This window comes from Albidovulum denitrificans, assembly GCF_002973535.1.
GTDB classification, from domain to species: domain Bacteria; phylum Pseudomonadota; class Alphaproteobacteria; order Rhodobacterales; family Rhodobacteraceae; genus Albidovulum; species Albidovulum denitrificans.
In genome coordinates this window covers 63,496-82,025 of the sequence record NZ_PVEP01000012.1, presented here as the reverse complement: position 1 = coordinate 82,025, position 18,530 = coordinate 63,496, and the positions used below count along the sequence as shown (strand labels likewise).

Below are 18,530 nucleotides of genomic sequence, written 5' to 3'. Positions count from 1 at the left end.
GCAACCCTGTTCCATGCCTTATTGCCATTCATCATCGCATGAGAACATTGAGCAGCGGGGGCAGGTCATGGCGGAAGAACCACTTGTCACGGCGGTTCTGAAGGACCTGGACGTCAGGGCGGCGTCTTTCATCGTCACGATCTATGGCGACGTGGTCGTGCCGCGCGGCGGCGTTCTTTGGACCGGGACGCTGATCGAGATTTGCGATCGGGTCGGCATCAACGAATCCCTGGTGCGCACGGCCGTCTCGCGCCTCGTCGCCGCGAACCGGCTTCGCGGAGAGCGGGTCGGGCGGCACAGCTATTACCGGCTTGATGCCTCGGCGCAGCGCGAGTTCGATCAGGCGGCCGGATTGCTTTACGCGCCTGAGGTTCCCGGTTCCGGCTGGCAGATCCTTCATGCGCCGGGGCTTTCGCCGGACGATGCCTGGCGGCAGCGGATGGGGCATATGGGCGGTTCCGTCTTCATTCGCCCTGATCGCGGCCAGACGCCGCCCGACGGGGCCATGTGCTTTCACGCGGACGACCCGGCGGATGTCGCGCAGGTCGCGCAGTTCTGGGACCTGACCGCGCTTGACGCGAGATATGCGGATTTCCTGTCACGATTCAGCCCTGTCGCCGCGGCGGGCCGGCTTTCTGACGAATGCTCCTTGGTGCTGCGGCTTCTTCTTGTGCATGCGTTCCGCGGCGTGGTGTTGCGCGACCCGAGATTGCCAGCGGTGGCGCTTCCGCCCGACTGGAAGGGACATGCCGCTCGCAGCCTTTTCCGTATGCTATACTTGCGCCTGACGCCGCCTGCCGAAGGCTGGATCGGGGCGCGGTTCGAAGGTGCCGGGGGCAGGTTGCCGGACCAGACCCCGATCAGCATCGGACGCCTTCAAAGCCTGTCGTGAGACACGCACTGATTTGCGGGGTGTGAACATGGGCGCAACAAAACATCACACGAGGCGGCTATTTTTTGCTTTTCTTGTGATGTTACAGAATATATAAACCGACCAGTCGGTCTATGAATTGGGAGAATCATCGGCCACCCCGAATTTCACAAGGGAGGAATGGCATGCAGGACGCCTTCATCTGTGACGCGGTGCGCACGCCCATTGGCCGTTACGGCGGGGCGCTGGCCTCGGTCCGGGCGGACGATCTTGCTGCGATCCCCCTGAAGGCGCTGATGGAGCGCAATCCCGGCGTGGACTGGTCGGCGGTCGATGACCTGATCTACGGCTGTGCCAACCAGGCGGGCGAGGACAATCGCAACGTCGGCCGGATGGCGGTGCTGCTGGCAGGCCTGCCGATCGGCGTTCCCGGCACGACGGTGAACCGGCTTTGCGGGTCGGGTATGGACGCTGTCGGCATGGCGGCGCGGGCGATCAAGGCGGGCGACTGCGATTTCGTCATCGCGGGCGGTGTCGAAAGCATGAGCCGCGCGCCCTTCGTGATGCCGAAGGCCGATGCGGCCTTTTCGCGGGCCAACGCGGTTTATGACACGACGATCGGCTGGCGCTTCGTCAATCCGAAGATGAAGGCCGGGTTCGGTACCGATTCCATGCCGCAGACGGCCGACAACGTGGCGGCCGATTTCAACATCTCGCGCGCCGATCAGGATGCCTTCGCCGCCCGCAGCCAGACCCGTTGGGCCGCGGCGCAGGCGGCCGGGGTCTTCGCCGATGAGATCGTTCCGGTGACGATCCCGCAGCGCAAGGGCGCCCCTGTCGTCGTCGATACCGACGAACATCCGCGCCCCGGCACGACGGCGGAAACGCTGGCGAAGCTGAAGGGCGTGAACGGCCCGGACCTGTCGGTCACGGCGGGCAATGCGAGCGGCGTCAACGATGGCGCCGCGGCGCTTGCGATCCTGTCGGGCGCGGCGGCGGAACGGCACGGACTGACGCCCAGGGCGCGCATCATCGCGATGGCGGCGGCCGGGGTCGAGCCGCGGATCATGGGCATCGGCCCGGCGCCGGCGGCAAAGAAGGTGTTGGCGCGCGCGGGTATGACCATCGGCCAGATGGATGTCATCGAACTGAACGAGGCCTTCGCGAGCCAGTCGCTTGCCACGCTGCGTGATCTCGGCCTGCCCGACGACGCGGCCCATGTGAACCCGAATGGCGGCGCGATCGCGCTTGGCCATCCGCTTGGCATGTCGGGGGCCAGGCTTGTCACCACCGCGATGTATCAGCTTCACCGCACAGGCGGGCGCTATGCGCTTTGCACGATGTGCATCGGGGTGGGGCAGGGCATCGCGATCATCATCGAACGCGTCTGAGCAGGGGAGGAGCCGCCATGTATGCACAGATGGTCAAATCCGAGGGGATGAAATCGCGCGAGGAGATGTCGCCCGAAGAGATCGCCTTTCAGGACCGCATCGACCGGGGCGAGAAGATCGAGCCGAAGGAGTGGATGCCGGAGGCCTATCGCAAGACGCTGATCCGCCAGATCGGGCAGCACGCGCATTCCGAGATCGTGGGTCAGTTGCCTGAAGGCAACTGGATCACCCGCGCGCCGACGCTTGAGCGTAAGGCGATCCTGCTTGCCAAGGTGCAGGATGAGGCGGGGCACGGGCTTTACCTGTATTCCGCGGCCGAGACGCTTGGGGTCAGCCGTGACGACCTGCTGGCGCTGCTGCATTCGGGCAAGATGAAATATTCGTCGATCTTCAACTATCCGACCCTGAATTGGGCCGATATCGGCGCGGTGGGCTGGCTGGTCGATGGCGCCGCGATCATGAACCAGGTGCAGTTGCAGAAAACCTCCTACGGTCCCTACAGCCGTGCGATGATCCGCATCTGCAAGGAAGAGAGCTTTCACCAGCGCCAGGGCTACGACATCCTTCTGAAGATGTGCCTGAAGGGGACGGATGCGCAGAAGGCCATGGCGCAGGATGCGATGAACCGCTTCTGGTATCCGGCGCTGATGATGTTCGGCCCGTCCGACAAGGACTCGGTCCATTCCGCGCAGTCGATGCAGTGGAAGATCAAGATCAACACCAATGACGAGCTGCGGCAGAAATTCGTCGACCAGACGGTTCCGCAGGCAAAATACCTTGGCCTGACCATCCCCGACGACAACCTCGCATGGAACGAGGAGAAGGGCGGCTACGATTTTTCGGAACCCGACTGGTCGGAGTTCTTCGAGGTGATCGCGGGCAACGGCCCGTGCAACGAGGAACGCCTTGGCGCAAGGGTCAAGGCCTGGGAGGACGGCGCCTGGTTCCGCGACGGGCTGATGGCCCATGCCGAAAAGCACGCCGCGCGCACAGCCGTCGCCGCAGAATGATCCGGCGGGCCGGTCGGCCCGTCACCGCCAAATCTCTTTTCTGGGAGGAACTCATGTCCAGTGAATGGCCCCTTTGGGAAGTCTTCATCCGTGGTCAGCACGGCCTTAACCATCGTCATGTGGGCAGCCTGCACGCGCCGGACGCCGAGATGGCGATCCGCAATGCCCGCGACGTCTATACCCGCCGCAATGAGGGCGTTTCGATCTGGGTGGTGAAGTCGAACGACATCACCGCATCGGCGCCCTCGGACAAGGGTCCGCTGTTCGAGCCGTCGAACAGCAAGGTCTATCGTCATCCGACCTTCTTCGACATTCCCGAAGAAGTGGGGCATATGTGATGGGCGCCGCGGTGAAAGCGGCCGACAAGGCCGCATTTTTGGAGTGGCTGGAACGGGTTGGCGACAACGCGCTCATCCTTGGCCACCGGGTGTCGGAATGGTGCGGGCATTCGCCTGTGCTGGAAGAGGATATCGCGCTGGCCAACCAGGCGCTTGACCTGATCGGGCAATGCGCGCTCTGGCTTGAATATGCGGCCGAGGTGGAGGGCAAGGGCAATACCGCCGATCACCTCGCCTATCGGCGCGACGCGGCGGCGTTTCGCAACGCGCTGCTTCTGGAACGTCCCAATGGCGATTTTGGCCATACGCTGATGCGCCAGTTCCTGTTCGACGCCTTCCATATCGAGCTTCTGCGCGCGCTCAAGGAGTCCTCCGATACGCGGGTCGCGGAGATCGCGGCGAAGGCCGAGAAGGAAGCGGCCTATCACCTGGAACGCTCGGCCGATCTGGTGATCCGGCTTGGTGACGGAACCGGGGAAAGTCACGCCCGGATGGCGGCGGCGCTGACGGCGCTCTGGCCCTATACGGGTGAGCTTTTCGCCGATGACGACGTGGACCGTGCGATGGCCGAGGCAGGGATCGCGCCCCTGCCGTCAAGCCTTCGTGCCGCGTGGGAGGCGACGGTCGATGCCGTCCTCGCCGAAGCGACACTCGACATGCCGGGACAGACCTGGCAGCACGGGGTCGGCCGGACGGGGGGTGGCAAGCAGGGCGTTCATTCGGAACATCTGGGCTATATTCTGGCCGAGATGCAGTTCCTGCAACGCGCCTACCCGGATGCGACCTGGTGACGCCATGTCGGCCGCGCGTGTAGAACAGGTCTGGGACTGGCTGTCGGAGGTACCCGACCCGGAGATCCCGGTCATCAGCCTGACCGATCTGGGCATCATCCGCGATGTCGAGTGGCAGGGCGATACCCTGGTCGTCACCGTGACGCCGACCTATTCCGGCTGCCCGGCGACGAGCGTGATCAACCTCGACATCGAGGCGGCGCTGCGCGAGCGGGGGATCGAGAAGCTGCGGCTGGAACGCCGTCTCTCGCCGCCCTGGACGACGGATTGGGTGACGGCGGACGGGCGCGAGAAGCTGCGCGCCTATGGCATCGCGCCACCTGTCGACGGCACCGCCGCCGATGGTGTTCTCGCCGGACGTGTCGCGCGGCTTTCGGGGCGCACGAACCTGACCATCGCCTGCCCGCGCTGCGGATCGACCCATACCGAGAAGATCAGCCAGTTCGGCTCGACCCCGTGCAAGGCAAGCTATCGCTGCAAGGACTGCCTTGAGCCCTTCGACTACTTCAAATGCATCTGACGATGCCCCGACCTGACAGGAACGAACTTCAATGGCACGCTTCCATCCGCTCAAAGTCACCGAGATCCGCCGCGAAACCCGCGACGCCGTGGTCGTCACCCTTTCCCCGCGCGACGAGGATCGCGCGCTTTTCGACTTCAGGCAGGGCCAGTACCTGACCTTTCGCCGCGATTTTGACGGCGAGGAATTGCGCCGCAGCTACTCGATCTGCGCGGGGCTGGATGACGGCTGCCTGAAGGTCGGCATCAAGCGTGTCGATGGCGGTGCCTTCTCGACCTGGGCGAACGAAAACCTCGCCCCCGGTGACGAGATCGAGGCGATGCCGCCGATGGGCCGGTTCCACACCGACCTCGACCCGGCGGCGGCGCGGCAATACCTCGGCTTTGCGGGCGGGTCGGGGATCACGCCGGTCCTGTCGATCATCCGCACCGTCCTGTCGCGCGAGCCGAAATCGCAGTTCACGCTGGTCTATGCGAACCGCCAGATCAGTTCGATCATGTTCCGCGAGGAACTGGAGGATCTGAAGAACAGCTATCTTGGCCGGTTCTCGGTGATCCATGTTCTTGAACAGGAAGGGCAGGAGATTGACCTGTTCACCGGCCTTGTCGATGCCGGGAAGATGAAGGCGCTGTTCACCCACTGGATCGACGCCAAGGCCGTCGATACCGCGTTTATCTGCGGGCCTGAGCCGATGATGCTGGCCATCGCCGCCAGCCTGCGCGAACACGGGCTGAGCGATGCGCAGATCAAGTTCGAACTGTTCGCCTCGGGCCAGCCGGGCCGCGCCAAGGTCAAGGCGGTTTCGCAAACCGCCGTCGCGCCGGGCAGCGGGGCGCAGGCGACCGTGACGCTGGACGGCACTACCCGCAGTTTCGAGATGCCGCGCCAGGGGCAGTCGATCCTTGAGGCCGCGTTGGCCGCCGATCTTGACGCGCCCTATTCCTGCAAGGGCGGTATCTGTTCCACCTGCCGCTGCAAGGTGCTGGAGGGCGAGGTGGAGATGCTCATCAACCATGCACTCGAAGACTACGAGGTCCGTGCGGGTTACGTCCTGTCCTGCCAGGCGCATCCGCTCAGCGACCGCGTTGTCGTGACCTATGACGAATGAGGGCAGACATGTCTGATACCATGAACATCGAAGACTACCTGGCCCAGGGCGGCGTCCTGACCGCGCCCGGCAACGTTCTCGCCCGTTACCGGGGTGAGCTGATGCGGCTGATGTCGAGCTTCGTCGACAGTGAGCTTGCGGCCTCGGCCGGGTTCGCCAATGCCATCAACTTCGCGCCCGGCATCAAGGAGCGGATCGCGGCAAGCCGGATCACGCTGGAGAAGGCCGACCACGCGGAACGTGTTCTGGGCGTGATGGAAAGTTTCGGCACCGATGCCGCGCGCTACCAGGCCAGCCACGACTGGGCCGCCCGCGTCGCGCGCGATGCCGATCTTGGCACCGCCCGGCAGGCCGGGGACATGCGCCTGTCGGTGTTCCATTACCCGATCACCGGCTGGACCGATGCGGTGGTGATGAATGTCTTGCAGGGTCTGGCGACCGGCGTGCAGATGACCGAGTTGACGCGCGTTTCCTATGGTCCGCTCGCCGAGGTCTTCCGCGAGATTGCCCCGCGTGAGGCACGCCATGCCGAACTGGGGCTTGAGGGCCTGACGAAGCTGGGTGCGTCCGGGGATGTGCGCGCGGCGCTGGACTACTGGCGCCCGCGCGTTGCGGCCGGCTTCGGCGTGGCGGGGTCGGCCCGCTTCGATACGCTGGCAAAGTTCGGCCTGCGCCACACGCCGAACGAACAGCTTCTTGCCCGGTGGGAGACGCTCGTCTCCGACCAACTCGCCGCTATCGGCCTTTGACCCATCCGGCGCGGGAACAGGCCCCGCGCCCATTTTGCGAAGGAAACGCCCATGACCGCCGCGCCGCGCCGCCTTGAAAGCTATGTCTGCGGAGGCTGGACCCCCGGCAGCGGCGACGGGCAGACCCTGCTTGACGCCGCGACCGGCGTGCCGGTGGCCACGATCGATTCACGCGGGCTCGATTTTGCCGCCGTCCTTGATCACGGCCGCCGGGTTGCCGGGCCGAAACTGCGCGCCATGTCGTTCCATGAACGGGCAGGGATGCTCAAGGCGCTTGGCCTTGCGCTGATGGAACAGAAAGAGGTCTTTTACGCCGAAAGCCTGCACACCGGCGCCACCCGGCCCGATGGCTGGATCGACATCGAGGGTGGCATCGGCACGATGCTGACCTTCGCCTCGAAGGCGCGGCGGGAACTTCCCAATACCCGCGTCCTGACCGACGGCGAGGTGGAGCCGCTGTCGAAGGGTCAGAGCTTCAGCGCCCAGCACATCCTGACGCCGCTGCACGGCGTGGCCATTCATATCAACGCATTCAACTTTCCGATCTGGGGGATGCTGGAAAAGATCGCGCCGACGCTGCTGGCCGGGGTTCCCTGCGTGGTCAAACCTGCCAGCCAGACCGCCTATTTGACCGAACTGATGGTGCGCCGCATCGTCGATACGGGCCTTCTGCCGGAGGGCGCGCTGCAACTGATCTGCGGGTCGGTCGGCGATCTTCTGGATCATGTCGGCGGGCAGGACGCCGTCACCTTCACCGGCTCGGCCTCGACCGGGCGCAAGCTGAAGACACACCCCGCGATCATCGCCAATTCCGTGCGCTTCACGATGGAGGCCGACAGCCTGAATGCCACGATCCTTGGGCCGGACGCGGTGGCGGGTACGGAGGAGTTCGATCTTTTCGTCAAGGAAGTCGCGCGCGAGATGACGGCGAAGGCGGGGCAGAAATGCACCGCCATCCGCCGGGTGATCGCGCCGCGCGGACAGGTTGAGGCGCTGATCGCGGCGCTGCGCGACCGGCTGGGCAAGACCGCCCTTGGTCTGCCGGGCGATGCGGGGACGCGGATGGGCGCGCTCGCCTCGCTTGACCAGCGAGAGGAGGTCCGCGCGCGCATCCGCGAGCTTCAGGCCGATGCCGAGATTGTCGCGGGCAACCCCGACGAGGTGCGCGTGACCTCGGGCGATGCCGCAAAGGGGGCCTTCCTGAACCCGGTCCTGATGTATTGCGATACGCCCTTCGCCGCGACGGCGGTACATGATGTCGAGGCCTTCGGCCCGGTATCGACCGTGATGCCCTACGACACGCTCGACGAAGCGGTGGCGCTGGCGCAGATGGGCAAGGGGTCGCTTGTTTCGTCGGTGTTCACCGACGATGCCCGCGTGGCCGAAGAGGCGGTGCTGGGTCTCGCGCCGTTCCATGGCCGTGTGCTGATCGGCAACCGCGCATCGGCCAAGACCTCGACCGGGCATGGATCGCCTCTGGCGCCGCTGGTGCATGGCGGTCCGGGCCGCGCGGGCGGGGGCGAGGAAATGGGCGGGATGCGTGGGGTGAAGCATTACATGCAGCGCACCGCGGTTCAGGGCGCGCCGCGGATGCTCTCTGCCGTCACCGGGCGCTGGATCGAGGGTGCCGCCGCAACGCAGGGGACGCACCCCTTCCGCAAGGCGCTTTCCGACCTCAGGATCGGCGATCAGCTTGTCACGGCGGTGCGCACCGTCACCCAGGAGGACGTGGAGCATTTCGCCCGGTTCACGGGCGACACGTTCTATGCCCATATGGACAGCGCCGCCGCGAAGGCCAATCCGTTCTTCGACGACCGGGTGGCGCATGGCTACCTGATCGCCAGCTTCGCGGCGGGGCTGTTCGTCGAGCCGAACCCCGGCCCGGTTCTGGCCAATTACGGCGTCGACAACCTGCGGTTCCTGACGCCGGTCTATTTCGGCGACAGCCTGCAAGTGCGCCTGACCTGCAAGGAGATCAACCCGCGCGAAAACGCCGAGCATGGCGAGGTGCGATGGGACTGTCAGGTCACCAACCAGAAGGGCGAGGTCGTCGCGCAGTATGACGTGCTGACGATGGTGGCAAAGCGCTGGCCCCTGCGCCCGGCGGAGGCTGCCGAATGAGCCGTGCCTGCGCCGGCTTCATTGCCGACCCCGCCCCGCCCCGGCAAGTGCCGGGCCGGGGCGTCAGTGGACGGCCTTGATCCCCTCAAGGATCAGTGTCGTCGCCACGTCGGCATAGTCTTCACGGCTGATCCGGCCGCCATCCCTGAACCACATGTAGACCCAGTTCATCATACCGAAGAGCGACATGGTGACAGGCGTCAGCAGCGGGCGTTCGGGATTGTCGAGATTGGGGTTGATCTCTTTCAGGACGATCGCGAAACGGCGGACGATCCTGCGTTCGATCGAGAGGATCGCGGCTTTCTGTTCGTCGGACAGCGCCGAGGTCGCGTTCAGCTGGACCTTGTGTTCGTTGTCGGCGCCCCTGTAGTTTTCCAGCACTGCTCCGACCAGCTTGCGCAGGCGTTGCTGCGGCGGCAGGGCCGGATCATGGGCAGCCTCGATCGCGGTATCGAGTTCCTCCAGGTGGGTGATGATGATCGCGAAGATCAGCGCGTCCTTGCTGGGGTAGTAGTGGTAGAGCAGCGCCTTGGAGACCTGCCCATGCGCCGCGATCTGCGCCATGGAGGCCTTTTCCATGCCCTGCTCGGCAAAGACCGTCGCCGCATGCTCCAGAAGGCCGCGCCGCTTCTCGTCGAAATCCGTTGCTCTTGTGCGGGCCATGGTGTCCCTTCAAGCCGTTCCTGTCATGTCCGCTAGGCGGAACTGAAAGCCTGGGCGGAAGAGATTGGGGGGCAGCTGCCCCCGGTCGTTTAACCCCGTCGCGGTGGAGTGTCACCGTCTGACGGCCGATTGGCGGGTCATTCCTTCGGTCTGTTGTCGAGAACCCGCTTTGCCTTGCCCTCCGAACGGGCAATGGCGTTCGGATCCCTGACCTCGATGCTGGTCGAAACGCCGACCACGCTCTTGATGTGATGGGAAAGTTCCTTGGCCGAGGCCGCGCGGGCCGCCGTGTCGGCCCGGTCGGGGGTGCATTCGACATGGACGGTCATGCTGTCCATCCGGCCCGAGCGTGTCAGCTCGATCTGGAAATGTGGCGCGAGGCCCGCGCATTTCAGGATCTGTTCCTCGATCTGGGTCGGGAAGACGTTGACGCCGCGCAGGATGATCATGTCGTCCGAGCGGCCGGTGATCTTCTCGATCCGACGCATCGAACGTGCGGTGCCGGGCAGCAGGCGGGTCAGGTCGCGGGTGCGGTAGCGCACCATCGGCAGCCCTTCCTTGGTCAGCGTGGTGAACACAAGTTCCCCCATCTGGCCGTCAGGCAGCACCTCGCCCGTCACCGGGTCGATGATTTCGGGATAGAAGTGATCTTCCCAGATATGCAGCCCGTCCTTGGTCTCCACGCATTCCTGCGCCACGCCGGGACCCATCACCTCGCTCAGCCCGTAGATGTCGACGGCCTGCATGTTGAATGCCTGCTCGATCTCCTCGCGCATCGCATTGGTCCAGGGTTCGGCGCCGAAGATGCCGATTTCCAGCGAACTCTCGCGCGGGTCGAGGCCCTGGCGGCGGAACTCATCGAGGATCGAGAGCATGTAGGACGGCGTCACCATGATGATGCGCGGCTTGAAATCGTCGATGAGCGTCACCTGCCGCTCTGTCATGCCGCCCGAGATCGGCACCACGGTACAGCCGAGCTTCTCGGCCCCGTAATGCGCGCCGAGGCCGCCGGTGAAAAGGCCGTAGCCATAGGCGTTGTGCAGCATGTCGCCCGGCCGCCCGCCGGCCGCCCGGATCGACCGCGCGATCAGGTTGGCCCAAACCTCGATGTCGTTCGCGGTATAGCCGACGACGGTCGGCTTGCCCGTCGTCCCGGAAGAGCCGTGAATGCGCACCAGCCTTGATTGTGGCACGGCGAACATGCCGAAGGGATAGGTCTCGCGCAGGTCCTGCTTGTAGGTGAAGGGGAACTTCGCGATGTCCCCCAGCGATTTCAGCTCTTCCGGGTGGACATCGTGTTCGATGAAGCGCTTGCGGTAGAAGGGCGAATTCTCGAAAGCGTGCTTGAGCGAGCGCTTCATGCGGTGGAACTGCAATGCCTCGATCTCATCGCGCGAGGCGGTTTCGATCGGGTCGAGGTCTTTGGGATTGGGGGACAGTTCTTGCATGGTTTCCTCCCTGATCATGCGGGTCCGGTCAGTTTTCGACCGGAAGATGCGTGCCTTTCACGGTCCGCGAATGGCCACGGAATTCGGCCACATGCTCACCGTTCTGGTTGGTGATGCGGATGTCGTAGATCCCCGAGCGGGCGCGGCGCGACACCTCTCTTGCCATGGCGGTAAGCCGGTCGCCGATCCGGCCGGGAATCAGGTAGGTCACGGAACAGTGCTGCGCCACGGTGACCTGATTGTAGCTGTTGCAGGCAAAGGCGAAGGCGCTGTCGGCGAGCGTGAAGATAAAGCCGCCGTGGCAGTTGCCATGACCGTTCGACATCGCGTCGGTGACGGTCATCGACAGCGTCGCCTCGCCCGGCGCGATGTGGTCGAGGGCCATGTCCAGACGCTGACTGGCGGAGTCGTCGTTCCACATGGCGCGGGCCGAGGCTTCGGCGATCTCTTGCGGGGTCATCTGGGATATCGGTTTCATTGGCCGCGGAACTCCGGCTTGCGTTTTTCGAGGAAGGCGGTGACGCCCTCGGCATAATCGGCACTGCGCCCGGCCTGCTGCTGACAATCGCGTTCGAGGTCCAGCTGGGTCTCGAGACTGTTGGTCGCGGCGCTCTGGATCAGGCGTTTGGTCAGGCCAAGGCCCAGCGTCGGTCCGGCGGCGAGCGCGGCGGCAAGCGCCTCTGCCTCGGGCATCAGGGTTTCATCGTCGAGCGCCTTCCAGATCAGGCCCCACTCGGCCGCTTTCTCGGCCATCAGCGGTTCGGCCGTCATCGCAAGCGCCTTCGCGCGCGGTTCGCCCAGAATGCGCGCAAGGCTCCAGCTTCCGCCGGCGTCCGGGACGAGGCCGATCTTGGAGAAGGCCTGGATGAACTTCGCGGATTTCGCCGCCAGCACGATGTCGCAGGCGAAGGCAATATTGGCGCCCGCGCCCGCGGCCACGCCGTTCACCGCGCAGACCACCGGCTTTTCAAGCGCCCGGATCAGCCGCAGCGTGGGGTTGTAGAAGGTCGCGATCGTGTGGCCCAGATCGGGGGCGGGGCCGCCCTTGCGGGGGTCGCGGTCGCCCAGGTCCTGACCGGCGCAGAATCCCCGCCCGGCGCCGGTCAACAGGACCGCGCGCACCTCGGGATCGTCATGCGCCCGCTGCACGCAGGCACGCAGGTCCAGGTGCATTTCCTCGTTGAAGGAATTGAGCTTTTCCGGGCGGTTGAGCGTCACCCTCAAGACGCCCCCGGTCAGCACGCTCAGCACCGTTTTTGTCATTCTGACCTCCCTCCCTCCGGGTTTTCGGGACCCCTCGAAGATTTTCGTTGCATAAACCGACCGGCCGGTCAATGATAAACTCAAGTTCAGGGAGGACACCATGCCAGCGCAGTTCGGGCGCCACCAGCCGATGCTTGACGCCGCCGTCGCGGCGCTGCGGCTGCGCGAATGCTGGTCGCCCTTTCCCGAGATCCCCAGCGGCAAGATATACGGAGATTGCGCGCGTGAGGAGGGGGCGGCGGGCTTTGCCGCGCTGAAGGACAAGCCCTTCGATCTGCCGGGCCACCCCGAGACGCACCGGCTTGGCGCCGAGGTCTCTCCCTTCGGCGGCGACCTGGGAATCACCTATCCGGCAGCCCCCGTCGGGGGGCTGATCGCGGCGGCAGAGGCGGCGCGCCCGGCCTTCGCGGCCGCAGGGCCGCAGGCAAGGGTGGGCGTCTGCCTTGAGGCGCTTTCCCGCCTCAACAAGATCAGCTTCGAGATGGCCAATGCGGTGATGCACACCACCGGCCAGGCTTTTGCGATGGCCTTTCAGGCGGGCGGCCCCCATGCACAGGATCGCGGTCTTGAGGCGGTCGCGATGGCGTGGGACGAGATGACGCGCTTTGCTGCCGATGCGCGCTGGGAGAAGCCGCAAGGCAAGGCGGCGCCGATCGTTCTGGAAAAGCACTGGGCGATCGTGCCGGTCGGGCTGTCGCTGGCGATCGGCTGCAATACCTTCCCGACGTGGAATTCCTATTCCGGCATCTTCGCAAGCCTTGCCACCGGCAACCCGGTGATCGTGAAGCCGCATCCCGCCGCGATCCTTCCGCTGGCCCTGACGGTCCGCGTCCTGCGCGGAGTGCTGGCCGAGGCGGGGCTGCCCAGTGATGCCGTTCTGCTGGCCGTCGATGCGCCGGGTGCCGAGATCACACAGGATCTGGCGACACGCCCCGAGGTGAAGCTGATCGACTATACCGGATCGAGCAGCTTCGGCGCGTGGCTACGGGCGAACGCGACACAGGCGCGGCTTTTCACCGAAGAGACGGGCGTCAACACCATCACCATCGCGGCCAGCGACGACTTTGACGGGATGTGCGCGAACATCGCCTTTTCGCTGGCGCTCTATTCCGGGCAGATGTGTACCGCGCCGCAGAATATCTATGTCCCCGAGGGCGGGATCGACACCGATCAGGGACACAAGGGTTTCGACGAGGTGGCAAGCGCCATCGTCGCCGCCGTCGATGACCTGCTGGCCGATCCGGCGCGGGCGGCGGGGGTGCTTGGCGCGATCGCAAATCCTGCCACGCTGGACCGTCTTGCCAGGGCGCGCGGGCTTGGCCGGGTGCTGCGCGATACGGCGGGGGAGGGGCGGATCGCCTCGCCGCTGATCCTTGCCCTGACGGAGGACGATGCGGCCTGCGGGGATGAATGCTTCGGGCCGGTTTCCTTCATCGTGGCGGTGAAGGATGCCGACACAGGCATTGCCCGCGCGGCCGATCTTGCGCGCCGGAAGGGCGCGATCACCGCCGCGCTTTACGACACCGACGAGGCGCGCATCACCCGTGCCATCGCCGCGTTCACACAGGCCGGGGTGAACCTTTCGATCAACCTGACCGGCGCGATCTACGTCAACCAGTCCGCAGCCTTCAGCGACTTTCACGTCACCGGGGCCAACCCTGCGGGCAATGCCAGCCTGACCGACACCGCCTTTGTCACTCCGCGCTTCCGCCGGGTGATGTGGCGCCGACCCGTTCACTGATTTCACTACACTCACTGGGAGGAGAAGACTGATGAAGAAGACACTGACCACGACCGTTCCCGCAGCGCTTGTCGCGCTCGGCCTTGCCACCGCGGCGCAGGCCGAGATCAGGATCGGGGCCTCGGTTTCGTCCACCGGCCCGGCGGCCTTCCTTGGCGACCCCGAGGCGAAGACCCTTGAGATGATGGTCGAGGACCTGAACGCCAAGGGCGGCATCAATGGCGAACAGGTGGAGCTTGTCCTTTATGACGACGGCGGCGACGCCAACAAGGCGCGCACCTTCGCCACCCGGCTGATCGAGGATGACGAAGTGCAGGCGATCGTCGGCGGCTCGACCACCGGGACGACGATGGCGATCCTGTCGGTGGCCGAGGATGCGGAGATCCCCTTCGTCTCGCTCGCCGGTGCGATCGACATCATCCAGCCGGTCAAGACCTTTACCTTCAAGACGCCCCATACCGACCGTATGGCCTGCCAGAAGATCTTTACCGACATGCAGGCGCGCGGCTTCACCAAGGTTGGCCTGATCTCTGGCACCGACGGCTTCGGCGCGTCGATGCAGGCCCAGTGCAAGGACGTGGTGGGTGATTACGGGATCGAGATCGTCGCGGACGAAACCTATGATCCGAAAGACGCCGACATGACGGCGCAGCTGACCAAGATCAAGAACGCCGACGGCGTGCAGGCGGTGCTGAATCCGGGCTTCGGGCAAGGCCCGGCCATCGTGACGCGCAACTATCGCCAGTTGGGGATCGAACTGCCGCTTTACCAGTCGCATGGCGTGGCCTCGGACAGCTTCATCGAACTTGCGGGCAAGGACGCCGCCGAGGGCGTGCGCCTGCCGGGTACCGCGCTTCTGGTTGCGGGCCTGCTGCCCGAGAGCGACCCGCAAAAGCCCGTCGTGACCGAGTACAAGGCCGCCTACGAGGCGAAATACAACCAACCCGTCAGCACCTTCGGCGGCTACGCGCATGACGGTCTCGCGCTGGTCGTCGACGCGATCACCCGCGCCGGTTCGGCCGAGCCTGCCGCGATCCGCGATGCGCTGGAAGCGACGAGCGGCCTTGTCGGGACCACCGGCATCTACACGATGTCGCCCGAAGACCACCTTGGTCTCGACCTGTCGGCCTTCCGAATGCTTGAGGTCAAGGACGGCGGCTGGACCATCGTCGAGTAAGCGTCTGGCCCCTTCGGGGGCCAGCCATCCGCCGGGAGGGCGCGGCATGTCCGAACTTCTGCAATTCGTGTTTTCAGGGATGACGGTGGGCGCGGTCTACGCGCTTGTCGCCCTGGGCTTCACGATTATCTTCAACGCCTCGGGTGTGGTGAATTTCGCGCAGGGCGAATTTGTCATGCTGGGCGGCATGATCACCGTCTTTGCCCATGCCTCAGGGCTGCCGCTGCCACTTGCGGCGCTGATCGCGGTCGCGGTCACGGCGGCGGTGGGCGTCGCGCTGAACCGTCTGGCGATCGAACCCGCCCGCGGAGCGCCCGTCGTGTCGCTTATCATCATCACCATCGGTGCCTCGATCTTTATCCGGGGCGCGTCGCAGCTTGTCTTCGACAAGCAGATCCACAGTTTTCCGGCCTTCTCGGGCGACGATCCGATTCATGTGCTGGGCGCGACCATCCTGACGCAAAGCCTTTGGGTGATCGGGGGCGCGATCGCGATCTTTGTCGGGCTGTGGCTTTTCTTCACCAAGACGCTTCTTGGTCGCGCGGTGCTGGCCACGTCGAACAATCGTCTGGCCGCGCAGCTTGTCGGCATCAATACGAAATTCGTGATGACGCTCTCTTTCGCGCTTTCGGCGGCGATCGGGGCGCTTGGCGGCGTGCTGGTGACGCCGATCACGCTGACCTCATATGACGTGGGCCTTGCGCTGGCGCTGAAGGGGTTTGCGGCGGCGATGCTGGGCGGGATGGGCAACCCCAAAGGGGCCTTTGTCGGCGGTCTTCTCCTGGGCCTGCTAGAGGCGCTGACGGCGGGGTATCTTTCGTCGCAGTACAAGGATGCGGCGGCCTTCATCATCATTCTGGCCGTTCTGTTCTTCATGCCGCAGGGCCTGTTCGGACGCAAATCCACGGATCGGGTGTGACCATGCGGATTTCCACGAAATACTGGACCCTCCTGTTTCTCGCCGCATTGATCGCGGTGACGCCCTTCTTCTTTCCTTCCGGCTACTATTTCCGCGTAGGCTCGCTTCTGTTCGTCAACGGGCTTGCGGTCACGGGCATCGTGATCCTGACCGGCTATGCCGGGCAGATCAGTCTTGGCCATGCCGGGTTCGCGGGGATCGGCGGCTATGCCTGCGCGCTTGCCCCGGTCCACTGGGGCGTGCCGCCCGCGCTGGCGGTCGTGCTGGGCGCGGCGGTTTCGGGTGTGCTGGCCTATCTGGTCGGGCGGCCGATCCTGCGGCTCAAGGGGTATTACCTTGGCGTCGCCTCGCTTGGCTTCGGCATCCTCGTGGCGATGGTACTGAACAACGAACGCGCGCTGACGAGGGGGCCGGACGGGATCGAGGTGCCTGATCTCGGGCTCCGCGGGTTGCTGAAAGACTGGGGCCTGAACCTGACGAATGGCGAATTCTGGTATGTCGTGACGGGGATCTGCCTGCTGATCGGCGCCTGGATCGCGCTGAACCTGCATTCAAGCCCGACCGGCCGCGCGCTGCGGGCGCTGCACGGGTCCGAGGTGGCGGCCGGGACCGTCGGCATCGACGTCGCGCGGGTCAAGTTGCAGGCCTTCGTCATCTCGGCCATCTACGCTTCGGTCGCGGGATCGCTCCTGGCGTTGCAGAACAAGTTCATCACCCCCGATGTCGCGGGTTTCCTGCATTCGGTCGAGATGGTGACGATGGCGGTCCTGGGTGGGGTCAGTTCCGTACCCGGCGCGATCCTCGGGGCCGGGGTCCTGACGCTTCTGCCGCAGGTTCTGACGGTCTTCGCCGAGTATGAGCAACTTATCCTCGGCCTTGTGATGATGCTTGTCATGATCTTCCTGCCCGAGGGCCTTGTACCCTCGATCCTGCGCCGACTTCGGGGGAGGGACGAATGAGCCTGCTTGAGATTCAGGGCCTTGGCATCAGCTTTGGCGGCGTTCGTGCCGTCAATGATGTGAGCTTTTCGGTCAAACAGGGTGAGATCGTTTCGGTCATCGGGCCGAACGGCGCGGGCAAGACCACGCTTTTCAACATGATCTCGGGGGTTTATCAGCCCGGCGCCGGAAGCGTGGCGCTTTCGGGCGAGCCGGTGACGGGGATGGAGCCCTTCCGCCTGGCGCAGCGCGGCCTGTCGCGCACCTTCCAGAACCTGCAAATCTTCCAGAACATGACGGTGCTGGAAAACGCGGTTACCGGGTTCCATTTGCAGGAGCGCGGCCCGGTGCTGGCCGATCTGTTCAACCTGCCCGGATCGCGGCGCCGGGCGCGGCAGGCCGAGGAGGGCGCACGCGCACTGCTGGCGCGGGTCGGTCTGGAACGCGCGGCCGACCGCGAGGCGGGCAGCCTGTCCTACGGGTCGCTGAAACGGCTTGAGATTGCGCGGGCGCTGGCAATGCAGCCGAAGGTGCTGCTGCTGGACGAACCCGCCGCCGGTTGCAATGCGGTGGAGACCGAGGAGATCGACCATCTCATTGCCGAGGTTGCGGCGTCCGGTGTCGCCATCCTTCTTGTCGAGCATGACATGAAGATGGTGATGCGTATCTCGAACCATATCGTCGTCCTCGACCACGGAGAGAAAATCGCCGAAGGCGCGCCCGCCGAGGTCAGCCGCAACCCCGACGTGATCGCCGCTTATCTGGGAACGGAGGCTGAGCATGCTGACGGTTGAGGGGCTGCGGTCGCGCTACGGGCGCATCGAGGTGCTGCACGGCATCGACCTGCATGTCGACAGCGGTGAGATCGTCACCGTGGTCGGCGCGAATGGCGCGGGCAAGACCACGCTCCTGCGCTGCCTTTCGGGGGTGCAGCCGGTTTCGTCCGGCACGATTACCTTCCGGGGCGAGGCGATGACCACGGTTCCCGCCCACAGACGCCTTGCCCGCGGCCTGGCGCAATCGCCCGAGGGGCGGCAGATCTTCACCAATCTTTCCGTCGAGGAAAACCTGCGCCTTGGCGCTTTCCTTTACAGCGACGAACGGGTCGGGAAGGACATGGAAGACGCCTTCCAGATGTTCCCGATCCTGCGCGAAAAGCGCAACCTTGCGGCGGGCGGGTTGTCGGGCGGTCAGCAGCAGATGCTGGCGATGGCGCGCGCGCTGATGGGGCGGCCGTCGTGCCTGTTGCTCGACGAACCCTCGATGGGTCTCGCGCCGATCATCGTGGCGCAGATCTTCGATGTGGTCAAAAGCCTCAAGGCGCTTGGCGTCACCGTGCTTCTGGTCGAGCAGAACGCCTTTGGCGCGCTCAAGATCGCCGACCGGGGCTATGTCATGGAAACCGGCCAGATCACGATGCAGGGACCGGCGGCAGAGTTGATCGCCGATCCGCGTATCCGTGAGGCCTATCTGGGGATCTGA

The 18,530-nt window shown here is 65.1% G+C and carries 19 protein-coding genes; 15 read left to right on the top strand and 4 right to left on the bottom strand.

Annotation, left to right across the window (positions count from 1 at the left end; genetic code table 11):
- The first annotated feature begins 67 nt into the window (after positions 1 to 67).
- The 9 genes from LX70_RS18885 to paaZ all read left to right on the top strand — a co-directional run bounded on the left by LX70_RS18885 (position 68) and on the right by paaZ (position 8,899).
- The gene (locus LX70_RS18885) at positions 68 to 892 is read left to right on the top strand and encodes a PaaX family transcriptional regulator C-terminal domain-containing protein (RefSeq protein ID WP_105516348.1); all 825 of its coding nucleotides are present in this window, start codon (positions 68 to 70) and stop codon (positions 890 to 892) included.
- Between the two features lie 164 nt (positions 893 to 1,056).
- Entirely contained in the window at positions 1,057 to 2,262 is a 1,206-nt protein-coding gene (gene pcaF / locus LX70_RS18880) for a 3-oxoadipyl-CoA thiolase (protein WP_105516347.1), read from the top strand.
- A gap of 17 nt (positions 2,263 to 2,279) precedes the next feature.
- A complete protein-coding gene (gene paaA, locus LX70_RS18875) occupies positions 2,280 to 3,272 on the top strand; it encodes a 1,2-phenylacetyl-CoA epoxidase subunit PaaA (protein ID WP_105516346.1) in 993 nt (330 codons plus the stop codon).
- Positions 3,273 to 3,325: 53 nt separating this feature from the next.
- Positions 3,326 to 3,610: a 1,2-phenylacetyl-CoA epoxidase subunit PaaB gene (gene paaB / locus LX70_RS18870; protein WP_105516376.1), complete on the top strand. Its 285-nt coding sequence runs from the start codon at positions 3,326 to 3,328 to the stop codon at positions 3,608 to 3,610.
- Complete coding sequence (paaC, locus tag LX70_RS18865; RefSeq protein WP_105516345.1) at positions 3,610 to 4,401, top strand: 1,2-phenylacetyl-CoA epoxidase subunit PaaC; 792 nt, start codon at positions 3,610 to 3,612, stop codon at positions 4,399 to 4,401. The genes paaB and paaC overlap by 1 nt, the downstream gene beginning before the upstream one ends.
- A 4-nt stretch (positions 4,402 to 4,405) precedes the next feature.
- The gene (paaD, locus tag LX70_RS18860; RefSeq protein ID WP_105516344.1) at positions 4,406 to 4,921 is read left to right on the top strand and encodes a 1,2-phenylacetyl-CoA epoxidase subunit PaaD; all 516 of its coding nucleotides are present in this window, start codon (positions 4,406 to 4,408) and stop codon (positions 4,919 to 4,921) included.
- Positions 4,922 to 4,952: 31 nt separating this feature from the next.
- On the top strand, positions 4,953 to 6,029 hold the full coding sequence (gene paaE / locus LX70_RS18855; protein WP_105516343.1) for a 1,2-phenylacetyl-CoA epoxidase subunit PaaE: 1,077 nt from the start codon (positions 4,953 to 4,955) through the stop codon (positions 6,027 to 6,029).
- 8 nt (positions 6,030 to 6,037) lie between these two features.
- A complete protein-coding gene (locus LX70_RS18850; RefSeq protein WP_105516342.1) occupies positions 6,038 to 6,778 on the top strand; it encodes a Phenylacetic acid catabolic protein in 741 nt (246 codons plus the stop codon).
- A gap of 51 nt (positions 6,779 to 6,829) precedes the next feature.
- Complete coding sequence (gene paaZ, locus LX70_RS18845; RefSeq protein ID WP_105516341.1) at positions 6,830 to 8,899, top strand: phenylacetic acid degradation bifunctional protein PaaZ; 2,070 nt, start codon at positions 6,830 to 6,832, stop codon at positions 8,897 to 8,899.
- Positions 8,900 to 8,962: 63 nt separating this feature from the next.
- On the opposite strand, the gene LX70_RS18840 is transcribed toward paaZ, so the two are convergent.
- The 4 genes from LX70_RS18840 to paaG form a co-directional block, all read right to left on the bottom strand.
- Positions 8,963 to 9,562, bottom strand: a complete 600-nt coding sequence (locus LX70_RS18840) for a TetR/AcrR family transcriptional regulator (RefSeq protein WP_105516340.1) — start codon at positions 9,560 to 9,562, stop codon at positions 8,963 to 8,965.
- 137 nt (positions 9,563 to 9,699) lie between these two features.
- A complete protein-coding gene (gene paaK / locus LX70_RS18835) occupies positions 9,700 to 11,010 on the bottom strand; it encodes a phenylacetate--CoA ligase PaaK (RefSeq protein WP_105516375.1) in 1,311 nt (436 codons plus the stop codon).
- A 28-nt stretch (positions 11,011 to 11,038) separates the two neighbouring features.
- Positions 11,039 to 11,470 (bottom strand): hydroxyphenylacetyl-CoA thioesterase PaaI, encoded by a 432-nt coding sequence (gene paaI / locus LX70_RS18830; protein ID WP_211301756.1) that lies wholly within the window; start codon positions 11,468 to 11,470, stop codon positions 11,039 to 11,041.
- A 14-nt stretch (positions 11,471 to 11,484) separates the two neighbouring features.
- Positions 11,485 to 12,273, bottom strand: a complete 789-nt coding sequence (gene paaG, locus LX70_RS18825; RefSeq protein WP_105516338.1) for a 2-(1,2-epoxy-1,2-dihydrophenyl)acetyl-CoA isomerase PaaG — start codon at positions 12,271 to 12,273, stop codon at positions 11,485 to 11,487.
- Between the two features lie 100 nt (positions 12,274 to 12,373).
- Here paaG and paaN point away from each other — a divergent pair, with 100 nt between their 5' ends.
- Genes paaN through LX70_RS18795 form a run of 6 tightly spaced genes read left to right on the top strand, consistent with a single transcriptional unit; the run spans position 12,374 to position 18,530 of the window.
- A complete protein-coding gene (gene paaN / locus LX70_RS18820) occupies positions 12,374 to 14,014 on the top strand; it encodes a phenylacetic acid degradation protein PaaN (protein ID WP_105516337.1) in 1,641 nt (546 codons plus the stop codon).
- Between the two features lie 31 nt (positions 14,015 to 14,045).
- Complete coding sequence (locus tag LX70_RS18815) at positions 14,046 to 15,191, top strand: ABC transporter substrate-binding protein (protein WP_105516336.1); 1,146 nt, start codon at positions 14,046 to 14,048, stop codon at positions 15,189 to 15,191.
- Between the two features lie 46 nt (positions 15,192 to 15,237).
- Positions 15,238 to 16,110 (top strand): branched-chain amino acid ABC transporter permease, encoded by an 873-nt coding sequence (locus LX70_RS18810; protein ID WP_105516335.1) that lies wholly within the window; start codon positions 15,238 to 15,240, stop codon positions 16,108 to 16,110.
- 2 nt (positions 16,111 to 16,112) lie between these two features.
- Positions 16,113 to 17,069 (top strand): branched-chain amino acid ABC transporter permease, encoded by a 957-nt coding sequence (locus tag LX70_RS18805; RefSeq protein WP_105516334.1) that lies wholly within the window; start codon positions 16,113 to 16,115, stop codon positions 17,067 to 17,069.
- Positions 17,066 to 17,842 carry an ABC transporter ATP-binding protein gene (locus tag LX70_RS18800; protein ID WP_105516333.1) on the top strand — a complete coding sequence of 259 codons (777 nt, stop codon included), beginning with the start codon at positions 17,066 to 17,068 and terminating at the stop codon, positions 17,840 to 17,842. Before LX70_RS18805 ends, LX70_RS18800 begins: the two co-directional genes overlap by 4 nt.
- Positions 17,829 to 18,530, top strand: coding sequence for an ABC transporter ATP-binding protein (locus LX70_RS18795; RefSeq protein WP_105516332.1), 702 nt, complete (start codon positions 17,829 to 17,831; stop codon positions 18,528 to 18,530). The genes LX70_RS18800 and LX70_RS18795 overlap by 14 nt, the downstream gene beginning before the upstream one ends.